The organism is Aestuariispira ectoiniformans (assembly GCF_025136295.1).
In the GTDB taxonomy this organism is placed as follows: Bacteria; Pseudomonadota; Alphaproteobacteria; order UBA8366; family Aestuariispiraceae; genus Aestuariispira_A; species Aestuariispira_A ectoiniformans.
In genome coordinates this window covers 3,101,913-3,116,431 of sequence record NZ_CP062788.1, presented here as the reverse complement: position 1 = coordinate 3,116,431, position 14,519 = coordinate 3,101,913, and the positions used below count along the sequence as shown (strand labels likewise).

Annotated in this window: 15 protein-coding genes; 6 read left to right on the top strand and 9 right to left on the bottom strand. The window is 56.5% G+C overall.

Annotated features, from left to right (window positions below):
- Positions 1–3 precede the first annotated feature (3 nt).
- Genes IF205_RS14610 through IF205_RS14590 form a run of 5 tightly spaced genes read left to right on the top strand, consistent with a single transcriptional unit; the run spans position 4 to position 5,606 of the window.
- Positions 4–696 carry a CpaD family pilus assembly lipoprotein gene (locus IF205_RS14610; protein WP_259780090.1) on the top strand — a complete coding sequence of 231 codons (693 nt, stop codon included), beginning with the start codon at positions 4–6 and terminating at the stop codon, positions 694–696.
- 2 nt (positions 697–698) lie between these two features.
- Complete coding sequence (locus IF205_RS14605) at positions 699–1,916, top strand: CpaE/TadZ family protein (protein WP_259780089.1); 1,218 nt, start codon at positions 699–701, stop codon at positions 1,914–1,916.
- 2 nt (positions 1,917–1,918) lie between these two features.
- A complete protein-coding gene (locus tag IF205_RS14600; protein ID WP_311195698.1) occupies positions 1,919–3,649 on the top strand; it encodes a TadA family conjugal transfer-associated ATPase in 1,731 nt (576 codons plus the stop codon).
- On the top strand, positions 3,646–4,632 hold the full coding sequence (locus IF205_RS14595) for a type II secretion system F family protein (protein ID WP_259780088.1): 987 nt from the start codon (positions 3,646–3,648) through the stop codon (positions 4,630–4,632). Before IF205_RS14600 ends, IF205_RS14595 begins: the two co-directional genes overlap by 4 nt.
- Positions 4,629–5,606 carry a type II secretion system F family protein gene (locus IF205_RS14590; protein WP_259780087.1) on the top strand — a complete coding sequence of 326 codons (978 nt, stop codon included), beginning with the start codon at positions 4,629–4,631 and terminating at the stop codon, positions 5,604–5,606. Before IF205_RS14595 ends, IF205_RS14590 begins: the two co-directional genes overlap by 4 nt.
- A gap of 100 nt (positions 5,607–5,706) precedes the next feature.
- Here IF205_RS14590 and IF205_RS14585 read toward each other — a convergent pair whose 3' ends face one another.
- Positions 5,707–6,615 carry a tetratricopeptide repeat protein gene (locus IF205_RS14585; RefSeq protein WP_259780086.1) on the bottom strand — a complete coding sequence of 303 codons (909 nt, stop codon included), beginning with the start codon at positions 6,613–6,615 and terminating at the stop codon, positions 5,707–5,709.
- Between the two features lie 130 nt (positions 6,616–6,745).
- Between IF205_RS14585 and IF205_RS14580 the strand changes: the two genes are divergently transcribed.
- Positions 6,746–7,204, top strand: coding sequence for a MarR family winged helix-turn-helix transcriptional regulator (locus IF205_RS14580; protein ID WP_259780085.1), 459 nt, complete (start codon positions 6,746–6,748; stop codon positions 7,202–7,204).
- A 95-nt stretch (positions 7,205–7,299) separates the two neighbouring features.
- Here the strand turns inward: IF205_RS14580 and IF205_RS14575 are convergent, their stop codons facing one another.
- From IF205_RS14575 to cdd, 8 genes are all read right to left on the bottom strand, one after another.
- On the bottom strand, positions 7,300–8,007 hold the full coding sequence (locus tag IF205_RS14575) for an HAD family hydrolase (protein WP_259780084.1): 708 nt from the start codon (positions 8,005–8,007) through the stop codon (positions 7,300–7,302).
- A gap of 30 nt (positions 8,008–8,037) precedes the next feature.
- Positions 8,038–9,018 carry an adenosine deaminase gene (gene add, locus IF205_RS14570; RefSeq protein ID WP_259780083.1) on the bottom strand — a complete coding sequence of 327 codons (981 nt, stop codon included), beginning with the start codon at positions 9,016–9,018 and terminating at the stop codon, positions 8,038–8,040.
- A 2-nt stretch (positions 9,019–9,020) separates the two neighbouring features.
- Entirely contained in the window at positions 9,021–9,893 is an 873-nt protein-coding gene (locus IF205_RS14565; RefSeq protein WP_259780082.1) for a phytanoyl-CoA dioxygenase family protein, read from the bottom strand.
- A 50-nt stretch (positions 9,894–9,943) separates the two neighbouring features.
- Positions 9,944–11,170 (bottom strand): phosphopentomutase, encoded by a 1,227-nt coding sequence (locus IF205_RS14560; protein WP_259780081.1) that lies wholly within the window; start codon positions 11,168–11,170, stop codon positions 9,944–9,946.
- A 61-nt stretch (positions 11,171–11,231) separates the two neighbouring features.
- Positions 11,232–12,554 carry a thymidine phosphorylase gene (gene deoA, locus IF205_RS14555; protein WP_259780080.1) on the bottom strand — a complete coding sequence of 441 codons (1,323 nt, stop codon included), beginning with the start codon at positions 12,552–12,554 and terminating at the stop codon, positions 11,232–11,234.
- A gap of 3 nt (positions 12,555–12,557) precedes the next feature.
- The gene (gene deoC / locus IF205_RS14550; protein WP_259780079.1) at positions 12,558–13,325 is read right to left on the bottom strand and encodes a deoxyribose-phosphate aldolase; all 768 of its coding nucleotides are present in this window, start codon (positions 13,323–13,325) and stop codon (positions 12,558–12,560) included.
- Positions 13,325–14,122 carry a purine-nucleoside phosphorylase gene (locus tag IF205_RS14545; RefSeq protein ID WP_259780078.1) on the bottom strand — a complete coding sequence of 266 codons (798 nt, stop codon included), beginning with the start codon at positions 14,120–14,122 and terminating at the stop codon, positions 13,325–13,327. Before IF205_RS14545 ends, deoC begins: the two co-directional genes overlap by 1 nt.
- A complete protein-coding gene (cdd, locus tag IF205_RS14540; RefSeq protein ID WP_259780077.1) occupies positions 14,119–14,517 on the bottom strand; it encodes a cytidine deaminase in 399 nt (132 codons plus the stop codon). Before cdd ends, IF205_RS14545 begins: the two co-directional genes overlap by 4 nt.
- Between the last annotated feature and the right edge of the window lie 2 nt (positions 14,518–14,519).

The following is a 14,519-nucleotide window of genomic DNA, read 5'->3' as shown; positions in this document are numbered from 1 at the left end:
CGGATGGAATATCGTAAGAACATATCCGGTCGCCGCGCATTGATGTTCCTGATGCCGCTGGCTTTTGTCTCCATGACCGGCTGCTGGGCCTATCAGGATCCGGTGCCCATGCGCCCGGAAGTGCCTGAACTTCAGGTGCAGCCAGTTTATTACAGCCATGCGGTGCAGTTTGATGCAACCGACAATCGCCCGGCATCCTCCGAGATGGACAAGGTACAGGAATTCCTGGGCCGGACCGGCGCCGATCAGAGCGATGTGCTGGAAGTCCGTTTTACCGAAGGACCCATTCGCCAAACGCAGGCGGATATTCTCCGGGCCCTCCTGGCGGATCAGGGCTATCAGGCGGTGCTGCGCCCGGTTAAGGAGATGGATGCCGCAGGGCAGGGCAATGACGCCAGCGTCACCGTTGCCGTTCGCAAGGTTGTCGTCAAACTGCCGGATTGCCCGAATTGGTCGTCGAAATACGAGCGGCGCTTTGAAAATCTGGCCTCGCCCAATTTCGGTTGTTCCAACGTTACCAATCTGGGTCTTATGGTTGCGGATCCGGAAGACCTGATGCGTGGGAAAAGCGCAGAATCCTGGGATGGCGATCGGGCCGCGTCTGCAGTTGAACGCTATCACAAGCGTGTGACCGAACCACTCCTGAAGGAGGACCTGACGACGTCTGCACAGAGCGCCGGAGGCTCCGGAGGGTAATAATGGCTATGGCATTGAAAAAGAAATCCGAAGACATCGCATCCGGCGAACCATTTATGGCTTTCGCGGCAGACAGCGAGTCCGCGTCGGTTCTGGAAAAAGTTGCGACAGCGACGAACTACTCTGTCGACCGTATTTTTTCCGGTGGTATTCCGCAGGCGATCACTGTCCTGAAGGATATCGACACGCCGAAAATTCTGGTGATTGACCTGGACGGTTCCGACAATCCGGAAGAAGCCTTGGGGGATCTCGCGGATGTTTGCGATCCGGGAACGAAGGTTATCACGTTTGGCAGCGTCAATGATGTTGGCTTTTACCGTCATCTGATTGACCTGGGCGTCGTGGATTATATCGTCAAGCCGCTGGCGGCAGATACGCTGATCGCGACCTTGGAAAAACTGACCAAGCCTGTTGGTCCGGTTCCGGTCGAGAATGATCGGGCGAAACTTCATGTCGTTGTCGGCACCCGGGGGGGGGTCGGCGCCAGTACCGTTGCCATGAATCTGGCCTGGTATTTCGCCGAGGAACAGGGCGAAAAATGCGTGTTGATGGATCTGGACCCGTTTTTCGGCACGTCGGCGCTACAGCTTGACCTTGAACCGGGCCACGGCATGCGTGATGCGCTGGAAACCCCGGACCGGATGGACGAGCTGTTCCTTGCGCGCTCCCTTACTCAGGTCAGTGAAAAACTGTCGCTGTTGTGCTCTGAAGAAGGGTTGAGCCGACCGATGAGCCTGGACGAGGTTGGTATCTTCAAGGCGCTGGATCTGTTGGGCGACGCCGTTGAGGAGGTGGTTGTGGACCTGCCTCGCAGCCTGGTCCCCGCATCCCAGTCTCTGTTGAGTGGGGCGGACGTTATTACTCTGGTATCGGACCTGACGCTTGCCGGTTTGCGGGATGCATTGCGCATCAAGGCTGCATTGAAGGAGTGGGGCGCGACGGGCGAGGTGAAGGTTATCCTCAACCGCGTTGGGTTCAGCAAGACCGGCGAACTGCCGCTGCAAACCTTTGAAAAGAATCTGGGGCATCCTGTTGCCGGTCAAATTCCCTATGACCCTGATCAGTTCTGCCGCTGCCTGGAAGAAGGCAAGACAATTCTGTCTGCGGGGAACGGAAAAATGAAAAAGGCTGTGGAGCTTGCGGCCAAACATATTTGTGGCTCTGAGGAAGACACAAAGAAGGGGATTTTCTCTAAGTTTTTGAAGAAAAAAGGCAAGTAACGATGTTCGGCCGTCGGAAAACGGACAAACAACCGGAAGCACCGGTTCTGGACCTTCATAAGTATCGCGAGCCTGAAAAGGCCGACGCGAAGAGCTCGGAGGCGCGCAAGCCCTGCGCGGCCGACGATGTGACGGAACAGGCGGAGGCGGTACTCCCGGAGGCAGCCGAAACGACGGAAGCAACCGCGGAAAGCAACGACGACCTTCACGAACGTCTTGCCAGAATGACGGTTGAGAAATGCCTCAAGACAATGAAGCCGGAGGCTATTCTTTCCGTATCACGGGAAGAAGCCGCGACTTTGGTCGAAAACCTTCTGGAAGAAATTGCCATGAAGGAAGGCCTCTCGGTATCCGGTGAAGATCGTCGTGACCTGGTGACCGTTGGCCTGAACGAAGTCCTTTTCGAAGCAAAACGGATCGTCCCGAATGCTGAAGGGGCGGCCAATGCGGCCCGCAAGACGCGCAGCACACTGGATTCCGCCAAGGAGAGTGTGCATCCCATCTTGCTGGAGCGGATCGATATCGCCAAGGCACTGGAAATGCCGCGGTCGGACCTGGCGGCACAGATTACGGAAGTCGTCGACGAAATCCTCGCGGAAAAACAAATTCAGCTCAATCAGATGGAACAGCGTGATCTGGTGACGCTGTTGCTGAACGATATGTTGGGGTTGGGTCCGCTGGAGCCCTTGCTCGCGGATGAGGCCGTGACCGACATCATGGTTAACGGTGCCAAGCAGGTCTATGTGGAACGCGGCGGTAAGCTGGAGCTGTCCGGGGTCACCTTCCGCGACGACAGCCATGTCATGAATATCGCAACGCGGATTGTCTCCCGGATCGGTCGCCGTGTGGACGAAAGCACGCCGCTGGTGGATGCCCGTCTGGAAGACGGTTCGCGTGTAAACGTCATCATTCCGCCTCTGGCAATTGACGGTCCGAGTATTTCCATTCGTAAGTTTTCTACGAAGAAGATCACCTTCGAGGTGATGGAGAAACAGGGCAATATCTCGCCTGCCATGGGCAAGGTGCTGCGGATTGCGGCGCGCGCGCGGCTGAATATCCTGATTTCCGGCGGTACCGGTTCCGGTAAGACGACGATGCTGAACGCCTTGTCGCGCATGATTGATCCGGGTGAACGTATCTGTACCATTGAGGATGCAGCAGAGCTTCAGTTGCAGCAGCCGCATGTGGTGCGTCTTGAGACCCGTCCGCCGAACCTGGAAGGCAAAGGCGAGATCACCATGCGGGACCTGTTGAAAAACACCCTGCGTATGCGCCCTGACCGCATCATTCTGGGCGAGATTCGCGGGGCGGAAGCCCTGGATATGCTGCAGGCGATGAACACCGGTCACGACGGTTCCATGTGTACGATCCACGCCAACAATCCGCGTGAGGCGCTGACCCGTCTTGAGAATATGGTGGCCATGGCCGGGGTCAAGCTGCCGCATGAGGCGGTTCGCTCGCAGATTGCCAATGCGGTCCACATGGTGGTCCAGGTCTCGCGTATGCGCGATGGCGTTCGCCGTGTTTCCAAGATTACCGAAGTGGTGGGGATGGAAGGCGAGATTGTCACCACGCAGGATCTGTTTACCTATGAGTTTACGGGTGAGGATACCGAAGGCCGCCTGACCGGCGAATTCAGGTGCAGCGGCCTGCGTCCGGTATTCATGAGCCATGCCGACTATTATGGCCTGGGCAAGGCCCTGATGCAGGCAATGTCGGAGGGGACGTCATGACGACGATGGACCTCGTAATCCTGAGCGGCATGGCCGGTGTGATCACCATTTTGATCGGTGTCGCGTTAAACGGCAGCGGCAAACGCCAGAAACAGCGTGAGCGCCGGGCCGGTGTGATCAGCAATCGCGCACGGGGCAAGGCCGTCGTCAGCCAGGATGGGAAACCGGTTTCCGTTAAAAAGGATATGGTGGCGGAATCCCGGTGGCTTGCCATTCTCATCAGGATTTTGCCGCGTCGTGACAATATTCAAAAAGCCCTGAAGCAAACCGGTAAGTCGATCAGCATCAGCCATTTCCTTTTGGCGTCCGCCGCGATCGCGATTGTAATCTTTGCCGGCATGAAACTCTTTGCCGGGCTGCCGGGGCTGCTGTCGGTGTTGACTGCGTTTGCCGTCGGGCCGGGTCTGGTCTGGATGGTTATCCGCTATTGGGTGTCAAAACGCCTGAATGCGTTTATCAACCAGTTTCCCGATGCAATTGACCTGATGGTGCGCGGGTTGAAGTCCGGCCTGCCTATCGGTGAAGCCATGGCGTCTATCGGGCGTGAGTTTACCGGGCCGGTTGGCGTTGAATTCCGCACAATTACCGAGGCGGTCCGGGTTGGTACACCAATGGACGAAGCCCTTTGGCAGGCGACTGAACGATTGCCTGCCCAGGAATTGAAGTTCTTTGTGATCTCTCTTTCAATTCAACAGGATACTGGTGGTAACCTGGGGGAGACATTGGAGAATCTGTCGGATATCCTACGCCAGCGTAAGCAGATGAAATTGAAGATCAAGGCAATGTCGTCGGAGGCCCGCGCCAGTGCCTATATCCTTGGGTCATTGCCCTTCCTGATGTTCATGATCCTGCTGTTGATCAATCCCGAATATGTGCTGATGCTGGTCTATGACCCGCGTGGCCGTATGATCATGGGGATCGGTCTGGGCTTTATCGCTGTTGGTGTTGCGGTCATGTATAAGCTGGTGAGGTTCCGGATATGATCGAAAATACCGAAGTCTGGATGGGCCTGGGATCTCTGGATATCCTCACCATATTGGCGGCGGTATCGGCGCTGCTGATCTATGGCAGTTTCTGGTATGTCTATGCCGAAAGGCGGCAGGGAAAACGCCGGGACAAGGCGTTGAAAGCCTATGTTGAACGGATGCGTGGCGAGTTGGTCGGACCGCGTCGCCGAGGCAAGCCGAAGGACGCTACAAAAAGTTTCATTCGGACGGTTGTCCATAAGTTGGACCTGCTGAAAAGCAGTCACGCCGAAGCCATCAGCATGCGCCTGACCCAGGCCGGATACCGTAACAAGGATGCGCTGATTGTGTATCTTTTTGCCAAGCTTGTCCTGCCGTTGGGCGTTGGCCTGCTGACGGCGGCTGTCCTGTTCCTGCTGGGGGTCGGTGAACTTGGCATGATGATCAAGTTGACCATTACAATCGCGCTGGTGCTGGTTTCGTCCTATTTGCCGGACATCATGGTGCGAAATGCCGTGGCGAAGCGGCGAACGGCGCTTCTCTTCGGGCTGCCCGATGCCTTGGACCTGATGGTTATTTGTGCGGAAGCGGGTTTGGGACTGGAAGCCGCCCTGAAAAGGGTTAGCGGCGAGATCGAGGCGGCAAGTCCCGAAATGGCGGATGAGCTTTCCTTGACCGCGGTTGAACTCGGCTTCCTGCCAGAGCGTCGTCAGGCGTTGGAAAACCTGGCGCGCCGCACGGACATGCAACAAATCCGCAGCGTTGTGAATACCTTGCTGCAGTCAGAGCGATATGGGACGCCTCTTGCGCAGTCGCTGCGCGTTCTGGCGGATGAGTATCGTGATGAACGTATGCTGAAAGCAGAAGAAAAGGCGGCAAAATTGCCGGCAGTTCTGACTGTTCCGATGATTGTCTTTATCCTGCCGTCATTGTTTATTGTCCTTCTCGGACCGGCAATTCTGAAGGCCATTGACGGGTTGAGCGGCGTGTAGCGTTTGGTATCAAGTTTCCACCGGGACCTCGCTGGGTCTGTTCCGGGGAATGGGGAGGCAGTGGTTGTGGCGATCACTGCCTCCTGTCTTTTGTAGGGAATTATTGTGCGCTCTTGGCTGCGGTGGTGTGGGACTTTAGCTGACTTCCGTAAATGAAGGCCGCGCGCTCTTCCGGGGACATTGTCCGCAAGCGTTCGAAAGCCGCCAGGTTTTCCTTCACATTTGTGTCCATGCCCGATTCCCGCAAAAGCTTTTCCGCTTCGCCCATGCGACCGGCCATGCCGTAGGCCATGGCCAGGTTAAAGCGGTGCTGTGGGCCTGCCGTATCGCCCAGGGCCGCGAGTTGTCGGATGGCGAGGTCTGTGTCACCGGTAAAGAGATAGGACAGACCCAGGTTGTTTGCCGCAGCGCGGTTCTCCGGATGCCTTTTCAGAACGTCCTCATAAATGGCCTGTGCGGTAGAAAATTCCGCCTTCAGGTCATGCCCGATACCTAAACCAACGGATATGGAGGCGTTGTCGGGCGCAAGTGCCTGTGCTTCGTTGAGCACGGTGATTGCCTGATCTGCTTCCTGTGCCTTCAGCCAGTTTTGCCCGGTCTTGATCAGCATAGGGACTTTTTGGCCCGGGCCGGTCATCCGCGACAATTGATAGTAGACGCGTGCGGCATTGCTGTAGGACCCGGCTTCTTCAAATGTTTTTGCCATTGCAAGGAGAGGAGCCGGAGAACCGGGCGTGGTAAGATGAGCCTGTTGGTAAAATGTTATAGCGGTTTTCCAGTCACCGCTTTCATTTGCCCGGTCGCCAAGGGCGATCAGATGTTCCGCATTAAGAGGCTGATCGGCGTTTTGTGTCTCATGTGTTAATGAATCGCAGGAAACCAAAGCGAATATAAAAAATACGGGAAATGTTTTTTTTGCTATTTTCAAAAGTAATTTTGACACTTTGATTTCACTTCTCTTTGCTTCCATTTTTCTTTTCAACTTTAAGGTAAGTAAAATGGTATCCATAATCCTGTTATGTAGAATATACCATAGAATTGATAAAAGTACTGGTGTCTTTCTACCAATAGTCTAATTTTAAGAGGCTATTAAGAAAATGATGATAGGTAACAGAGTAAAGTGCTAGGAGAGGAGGGGTATGTCCAACCCGTATTTTGAGATGATAGTCCTGATTGAGCGATTACATAGACGCTTTCTCGATATCGTCCGGATCGAATTGAATAAGCTGGGGATTCGCGACATTAACGCGCCACAGGCGTTGATGCTGGCGAATATTGGCGATTCCGAAATCCTGGTGCGCGACCTTGTTGAACGGGGCTATTACCTGGGTCAGAACGTGAACTACAGTATTCGCAAACTGGTTGAATACGGCTATCTGACGCAGGAGAGGGATGAACATGACAAGCGCGCGGTTCGGGTCTCGCTAACCGAAAAGGGCCGTGAACTGGTACCGGAAATCCGGAAGATTGATCATCTGGAACATGTTGCCGCCAGCGATCAACCGGTCGAAGAGGAAGAACTGGAACAGATCGTGACGACGCTGCGTAAAGTAGAGCGTTGCTGGGCTGAATACGTTCAGTTCCGCCCCTATGTCTGATTAAAACTGCTGTCGATACGACCCCCATGCACGCCTGGGAAACGGGGCGGCGTGCATTTTTGACCGGGGGGCTTCTGTGTCGCGGCCTACCTTTGTTAAATCAATTCACGCAGGTCGATCCTGTCCAACAAATCCGGTAATTCGCGGATATTTTCCAGTTGATGAAAGCGGTCGCTGTCCGGCCTTTTGTCATGCAGTTCGTGAACTGCGGTGACCTCATAGGGAATGTGGACCGCATGCCCGCCGATCTCCAGAATTGGCGCCACGTCTGAAGGTACGGAATTGCCAACCATCATGACGGACCTTGGTTCTATTCCCCAGGCCTGAAAAAGGCTGTTATACGTCCCGGGGTCCTTGTGGCTGACGACCTGGGTGTAGTCGAAAAGCTGCGCCAGACCGGATTTATCAATTTTGTTGGTTTGGTCCAACAGGTCGCCCTTAGTGATGATCGAGAGCTGGTAGCGGCCTTTCAAACCATTGAGGACATTATAAACATCATCGAACAGACGCATGGGCGCATCCAGCATCTGCTTGCCCATCATAATGATTTCGTGAATTTGTCTGGCTGAGATATCTCCGTCTGACAGCTCGATCGCTGTTTCAACCATCGACAGGGTAAAGCCCTTAATGCCGAAGCCGAAGAGGCCGATATTTCGTTTTTCGGTATCGTTCAGGACTGTTTCGACGACATCGTCCGGGGCGTGTTCCTTCAGGATTTCAGACAGACGCTTCTGGGTTTCCTGAAACATATCCTCTGTGTGCCAGAGGGTGTCGTCTGCATCGAAAGCAATCATACGAAGCATGATATATGTGCCGTCCTTTTCTTGTTGTTGTTAAGACAGTCGGCCTATCAGTTTACTCTTGGTTGCGTCGTCTGCAAAGCTTGCTTCTAGCGACGTTCGCGTGATTTCGATCAGACGCCCACGGTCGAATCCCCAGTGGCGGGCGGCATTTTTGTATTCCTGACCGATGGTCGTCTCGAAATGGGGTGGGTCATCTGAGTTCAGGGTTACCATGCAACCGGCCTGCATCAGGGCAGGGAGAGGATGCCGGTCAAGGTCTTCGTAGATTCCAAGCGCAATATTGCTGCCGGGGCAGCATTCCAGGGTAATCCCCTGATCAATGATCCGCTGGACCAGTTTCTCATCTTCAATGGCGCGAACACCATGTCCGATCCGCACAACCGGCAGGTAATCCAGGGTGTCTGTGACGCTTTGCGGGCCGCAAACCTCGCCCGCATGTGACGTGCAGGCAAGGCCTGCCTCATGTGCGATCTCGAAAGCAGGGGCAAAGTCTTTCGGATGATAGGCTTTTTCGTCACCCCCCATGCCAAAGCCGACCACATAGTCATGTGCCTGGTCGACCGTGAGGCGGGCCACATTGACCGCGCGTTCCGGCCCCAGATGCCGCACGCAGGTCATGATGATCCGGCAGACGATTCCGAAATCCACCTCGGCACGGTCGATGGCGCGCACCATTCCTGCCAGCATCTCTTCATAAGGAATGCCGGACATCTCGGCGTGATCGGAAGAGCCAAAATATTCCACATAGATCGTGCCTTCGGCCGCACAGCGACGAAGGTAGTCATAGACCACATCCTCATAGTCCCGGCCACTGCGGATGCAGGCGGCAATCAGGTCATAGCCTTTGAGGAATTCATTGAAGTCCGGCCAGCGAAAACGGTTTTTCAACGCCAGAACATCGGCAGGCAAAGAGATTCCGTTACGTTTCGCCAGTGTTTCAGCCAGGGAAGGCGTAACCGTTCCTTCGATATGAACGTGGATTTCCGCCTTTGGAATGGATGCGGTCTCCATGATTAAAAGCCCCGCAGCGGAAGACTTTCGTCGCGGATCAGCCAGTTGTCATCCGGATAATCCGTCTGGCCGTCAATCACATGCAGGGTATAGGCATGGCGCGATTTGTCCGACCGGTTGGCGCAGCTACGATGGGGCAGAAGGCCGTGCAACAGGATCAACGTGCCCTTGGGTACATCCAGGGCAGCTTCGCCTTCCTCAGGCCAGGGGCTGTCGTCCAGCCGTTCCATTTTCAGGATATCGCCCTCGCGGCGGAAACGTTGGCGCAACGGCCCCTTGTGACCGCCCGCAATCCCATAGAGACAACCGTTTTCCGTGGTTGCATCTTCCAGGGCGAACCAGAAACCGACGACGCTCATCGGGTCCGTATAAAGGAAGGTGGAATCCTGGTGGCAATTCACTTCACCGCCAATATGAGGCTGTTTGAAGATATACATGGATTGCAGGAGTAGCGGATCGGCCATCTCCAGGCTTTCAGCGAGGTTGCGCAGCTTGTCGGTACGCGAAAAACCGTCGAAAACAGGGTCCAGGTCGTGCATGCCATGGCCGAGTTTGTTGATCGACAGATGTTTGGCCTGTTTCAGCTCCCCGTCTTCGTCAAAGGCCTCTTCCTCGAAAAAGAAACGGATTTTGTCTCCAGACGTCTGGAAATAGTCGTCCTTGGCGTGGGTCCGGGTTTTGGTGGAAAAAATGGATGACACGCCTTCAGGGTCAAAATTGTCCACTAGTTTGTTGGCGCGCTCTTTAAGACGGTCACAGTCTTCGGCGGGCACGAAATTCTCCAGAATGAGAAAGCCGTCCCGCAGGAAGGCTTGTTTCATGTCCTCTGTCAGTCGGCCGTCTTCAGTGGATTGAAAGCGCAGGGCTGTGGTCATTTTTCCCCCAAATAAACAACTGTAGGATCGTAGAATGTCTGGCTGTGTGCCTATGCCTGGAAGCAATCGGTTCCGGCTGGCAACGGCTGAAGGCCAAGGTGGCTTGCGATTGTCTGGCCCATGTCGGCAAAAGTATCGCGTTTGCCGAGGTCTCCCGCTTTTGCAGCAGGGCCAAAGAACAGCACAGGCACGCATTCGCGGGTGTGGTCGCTGCCCTGCCATGTCGGATCACAGCCGTGGTCGGCGGTGATCAGGACAAGGTCTCCCGGTTGCAGCATCGCTTCCAGCTCCGGCAGGCGGCGGTCGAATTCCTCCAGGGCATGGGCATAGCCGGGCACGTCCCGGCGATGGCCGTAAGAACTGTCGAAATCAACGAAATTGGTAAAAATCAGACTGTTGTCGCCAGCCGTTTTCATTTCTTCCAGCGTGGCATCGAAAAGCGCCATATTGCCGGTGGCTTTGACCTTTTTGGTGATGCCCTTATGGGCAAAGATATCGGAGATTTTGCCCACCGAGATCACCTCGCCACCACCGGCGGAGAGCCTGTCCAAAAGGGTGTCGGCATGAGGCGGAACTGTGTAGTCGCGGCGGTTGCCGGTGCGCTTGAAGTCTGCCGGGCTCTCGCCGATGAAGGGGCGGGCGATGACCCGGCCTACGTTCAGTTTCTCCGTCAGGCGTTTGGCGATTTCACAAACCTCATAAAGCCTTTCCAGGCCGAAATGGGTCTCATGGGCGGCAATCTGGAAGACGGAATCCGCACTGGTATAGCAGATCGGCTTGCCACTGCGGATATGCTCTTCGCCCAGCTCCTCGATGATCGTGGTGCCGGAGGCATGTTTGTTGCCCAGAATACCGGGCAGGTCGGCCTCGCGGACAAGGTCGTTCACCAATTCTTCAGGGAAGGAGGGAACCGTCTTCGGGAAGAACCCCCAGTCGAAGTCAACAGGCAGGCCGGCGATTTCCCAATGGCCGCTGGGCGTATCCTTGCCTTTGCTGACTTCCGCGGCAAAGCCATAGGCCCCTTCAACCGTATCGGCGGCAACGCCCAGTCCGTTCGGGAGGGAGCCGGTATTCTTCTGGGCGGCAAGGCCCAACCCCAACCGGGCCAGGTTTGGCAGGTGCAACGGCCCCCGGCGCAGACTGTTGTCGGCTTTGCCTGCCGCACAGGCTGCCGCGATATGCCCCAATGTGTCGGAACCGGTGTCGCCGAATGCGTCTGCATCAGGTGCGGCGCCAACGCCGAAGGAATCCATGACCAAGATGATCGCCCGTTTCATGGCGTCATACCTTTCATATTCTGTGTCTGTACAGCCATCACCAGAGACCCCTTAAATGGGGTCACTTCACAAGGCGGTCAAGAATGGCAGTGTCGCCGATGGAGGTATCCGTTCCGACCGAGACGGCGGCACGCACGGCCTGTGCGGTGCGTTGGGCGGCCTCTTCGTTGCGGGCATAGACCCGTGCAATCGGCGTGCTGGCATCAACCTTTTCGCCGACATGGCGGAAATTGGTAAGACCCACGCCATAGTCGATTTTATCGGCGGCCCGACGTCGTCCGCCCCCCAGTTCGACCACGGCGACACCGATGGCACGCGTATCCATTGCGGTGATCACGCCATCCGTTTCCGGCAGGATATCCATCTGAACCGGGGCGAGGGGGAGGTGGTCCTCCATCTTCTCGATCAGGTCAGCCGGACCGCCCAGTTCCACGACCATACGGGCGAAGATTTCGGCGGCCTTGCCATTGTCCAGTGATGCCTGCGCCTTGGCGCGGCCTTCATCCACATTGCCGACCAGCCTGCCCAGCAGCAGCATCTCCGCCGCCAGGTCGATTACCACTTCATGAAGGCGCGGCTCCCGGCTTTCCGGTTTGGTCAGATAGTCGATGGTCTCGATCATCTCAACCGCATTGCCCACATGATGGCCCAGAACCTGATTCATGTCGGTGATGAGTGCCGTGGTCGGCACGCCCGCGCCATTGGCAACATGGACGATACTTTCCGCCAGTTCGCGTGCCATTTCCGGCGTGTCGGCAAAAGCACCGTTGCCGCATTTCACATCCATCGCCAGGCCTTCCAGGCCCGCCGCCAGTTTCTTGGACAGGATGGAGGCGGTGATCAGCGGTACGGATTCCACCGTCGCAGTTACATCGCGAATGCCGTAGAACCGTTTGTCCGCCGGGGCGAGGTTGCCCGTCTGCCCGATGATGGCGACCCCGACTTCCTTCACGACACGGCGGAAGGTTTCATCATCCGGCATCACGTTGTAGCCCGGAATGGAATCGAACTTGTCCAACGTGCCGCCGGTGTGTCCCAGACCGCGACCGGAGATCATGGGCACATAGCCGCCGCAGGCAGCCACGATCGGGCCCAGCATCAGGCTGACCTTGTCGCCAACACCGCCGGTGGAATGTTTGTCGAGGACCGGACCGCCCAGATCGAGGTCGCCCCAATGAAGGACCGTCCCGGAATGCATCATGTTGCGGGTCAGCTCCACCCGCTCGTCCATGCCCATCCCCTGGAAGAAGACTGCCATGGCAAAGGCGGCAACCTGACCTTCGGTAATGCTTTCGTCTTTTATGCCTTTGACAAAAAAGGCGATTTCCTCGGCGCTCAGGGCTTGGCCGTCGCGCTTCTTACGAATGATTTCCTGTGGCAGCATGGATTAGTAAGCCTCAATGGAAGGAGCAGCATTGTCTTCACCATCCAGGACGGCAATGAGGTTGTTCAGCAGACCGCTGGCACCGAAACGGAATGTCTGGGCTGTGGCCCAGTCCGGCCCCATGATCTCGTCGGCCAGCGCCAGATACTGCGCGGCATCGTTCACGTCACGGATACCGCCCGATGGCTTGAAGCCTGCTTTGGACCCGGTGTCCCGGATGCATTCCAGCATGATACGGGCAGCCTCCAGCGTGGCGGAGACTTCTGTCTTGCCGGTGGAGGTCTTGATGAAATCAGCACCGTTTTCCAAGGCGATCAGGCTCGCCTGCCTGATGGCTTCCGGATCTTTGAGGCATCCGGTTTCCAGGATGACTTTCAGACGCCCATTCGGGCCGCAGGCTTTCTTGCTGGCAGAAACAAGCTGTGCGGCGACTTCCGTGTCGCCGTCCAGGAATGCGGCATAGGGAAACACCACATCCACCTCATCCGCGCCGTCGGCGATGATATGAGAGCTGGTGGTAACCGCCTGGTCGATATCGGCATCGCCTTGCGGGAAATTGGCAACCGCAGCAACCTGGATCGGGCTGTCTTTCAGCAAGTCTGCTGCCAGTTTCGCAAAACGTGGCCAGACGCAGACAGCCGCGGTCGGGCCGTATTTGGTATGGGCCTTGGCGCAAAGATCGCGCACGGTCTGTTCGGTATCGCCGTCGTTAAGGCTCGTCAGGTCCAGCAGGCCAAGCGCCCGTTTGGCCGTTTCCTTGATATCGGCCATCAGACGTCTCCCTCAAGATAGGCGGTCAGCAGACGGATCACCTTGCGCGCGCCTTCGGCAGCCTGTTCCATGGTCTGCTCATGGCTCAAGGCGGTTTTGGACATACCGGCCGCCATATTCGTGACAATCGACATGGCTGCTACTTTCATGCCTGCCTGACGGGCCAGAATGACTTCCGGTACCGTGGACATGCCAACGGCGTCAGCGCCCAAAAGCTTGGCCGCACGAATTTCCGCCGGGGTTTCGAAATGCGGCCCGCAGAACCACATATAAACGCCCTCAGGAAGGTCAATTCCCAGGTCGTCGGCAATGGTGCTCAGCTTTTCGCGGATATCGGCGTCATAGGCCGCGGACAGGTCGACAAAGCGATCATTGCCCTTTTCGCCGAAAAGCGGGGAGGTTGCGGCAAAATTGATATGGTCGTTGATCAGGATGACCGAACCCGGGCCGCTTTCCTCCATCAGGCTGCCAGCAGCGTTGGTCAGGATCAGCGTTTCGCAGCCGATGGATTTCAGCGTGCGAACGGTTTCCTTCATCACGCTGGCATCGCCATGTTCATAGTAATGGGCACGGCCCTGGCAAACGGCGACCGGTGTTTTACCGACCGTACCAAGGACCAATTGCCCGGCGTGCCCGGCGACACCGGCTTCCGGGAAGCCGGGCAGATCGCCATAGGGCAGGGCAATGGCATCTTCCACGGCATCAGCGAAACCACCCAGGCCGGAACCCAGAATGATACCGACGCGAGGGGCGACGCCGGGGACTTTATGTTGAATGATTTTTGCGGCAGCAGTCATTTCAAATTCTCCGGTCCAAAGGACGCAGGCAACAATTCTTCCAGTGTAAAGGTCTGGCGCAGGCCGTCCGGTCCGCAGACGTGGATTTCCGCATCCGGTGCGGCAAATTCGCGGATGCGCTGGCGGCAACCGCCACAGGGCGTTACCAGCGCATCGCCTTTGCCTAATACGGCGATTTCGGCAATCTTGCGCCCGCCTGCCATGACCATGGCGGAAATAGCGGAGGCTTCCGCACAGCAACCCTGGGGATAGGCCGCATTTTCAACGTTGCATCCGCTGAAAATCTGGCCGTCAGGCGTGCGAAGCGCGGCCCCTACCTGAAACTTCGAATAGGGGGCATAGGCCTTGTCCATGGCGGCCTTGGCGGCGGCCAGCAGGATATCGTCCATTGCCATGA

Coding starts and splice junctions, on each gene's coding strand:
- IF205_RS14610 (WP_259780090.1), top strand. CDS start 4: ATGGAATATCGTAAGAACATATCCGGTCGCCGCGCATTGATGTTCCTG.
- IF205_RS14605 (WP_259780089.1), top strand. CDS start 699: ATGGCTATGGCATTGAAAAAGAAATCCGAAGACATCGCATCCGGCGAA.
- IF205_RS14600 (WP_311195698.1), top strand. CDS start 1,919: ATGTTCGGCCGTCGGAAAACGGACAAACAACCGGAAGCACCGGTTCTG.
- IF205_RS14595 (WP_259780088.1), top strand. CDS start 3,646: ATGACGACGATGGACCTCGTAATCCTGAGCGGCATGGCCGGTGTGATC.
- IF205_RS14590 (WP_259780087.1), top strand. CDS start 4,629: ATGATCGAAAATACCGAAGTCTGGATGGGCCTGGGATCTCTGGATATC.
- IF205_RS14585 (WP_259780086.1), bottom strand. CDS start 6,615: ATGGATACCATTTTACTTACCTTAAAGTTGAAAAGAAAAATGGAAGCA.
- IF205_RS14580 (WP_259780085.1), top strand. CDS start 6,746: ATGTCCAACCCGTATTTTGAGATGATAGTCCTGATTGAGCGATTACAT.
- IF205_RS14575 (WP_259780084.1), bottom strand. CDS start 8,007: ATGCTTCGTATGATTGCTTTCGATGCAGACGACACCCTCTGGCACACA.
- add (WP_259780083.1), bottom strand. CDS start 9,018: ATGGAGACCGCATCCATTCCAAAGGCGGAAATCCACGTTCATATCGAA.
- IF205_RS14565 (WP_259780082.1), bottom strand. CDS start 9,893: ATGACCACAGCCCTGCGCTTTCAATCCACTGAAGACGGCCGACTGACA.
- IF205_RS14560 (WP_259780081.1), bottom strand. CDS start 11,170: ATGAAACGGGCGATCATCTTGGTCATGGATTCCTTCGGCGTTGGCGCC.
- deoA (WP_259780080.1), bottom strand. CDS start 12,554: ATGCTGCCACAGGAAATCATTCGTAAGAAGCGCGACGGCCAAGCCCTG.
- deoC (WP_259780079.1), bottom strand. CDS start 13,325: ATGGCCGATATCAAGGAAACGGCCAAACGGGCGCTTGGCCTGCTGGAC.
- IF205_RS14545 (WP_259780078.1), bottom strand. CDS start 14,122: ATGACTGCTGCCGCAAAAATCATTCAACATAAAGTCCCCGGCGTCGCC.
- cdd (WP_259780077.1), bottom strand. CDS start 14,517: ATGGCAATGGACGATATCCTGCTGGCCGCCGCCAAGGCCGCCATGGAC.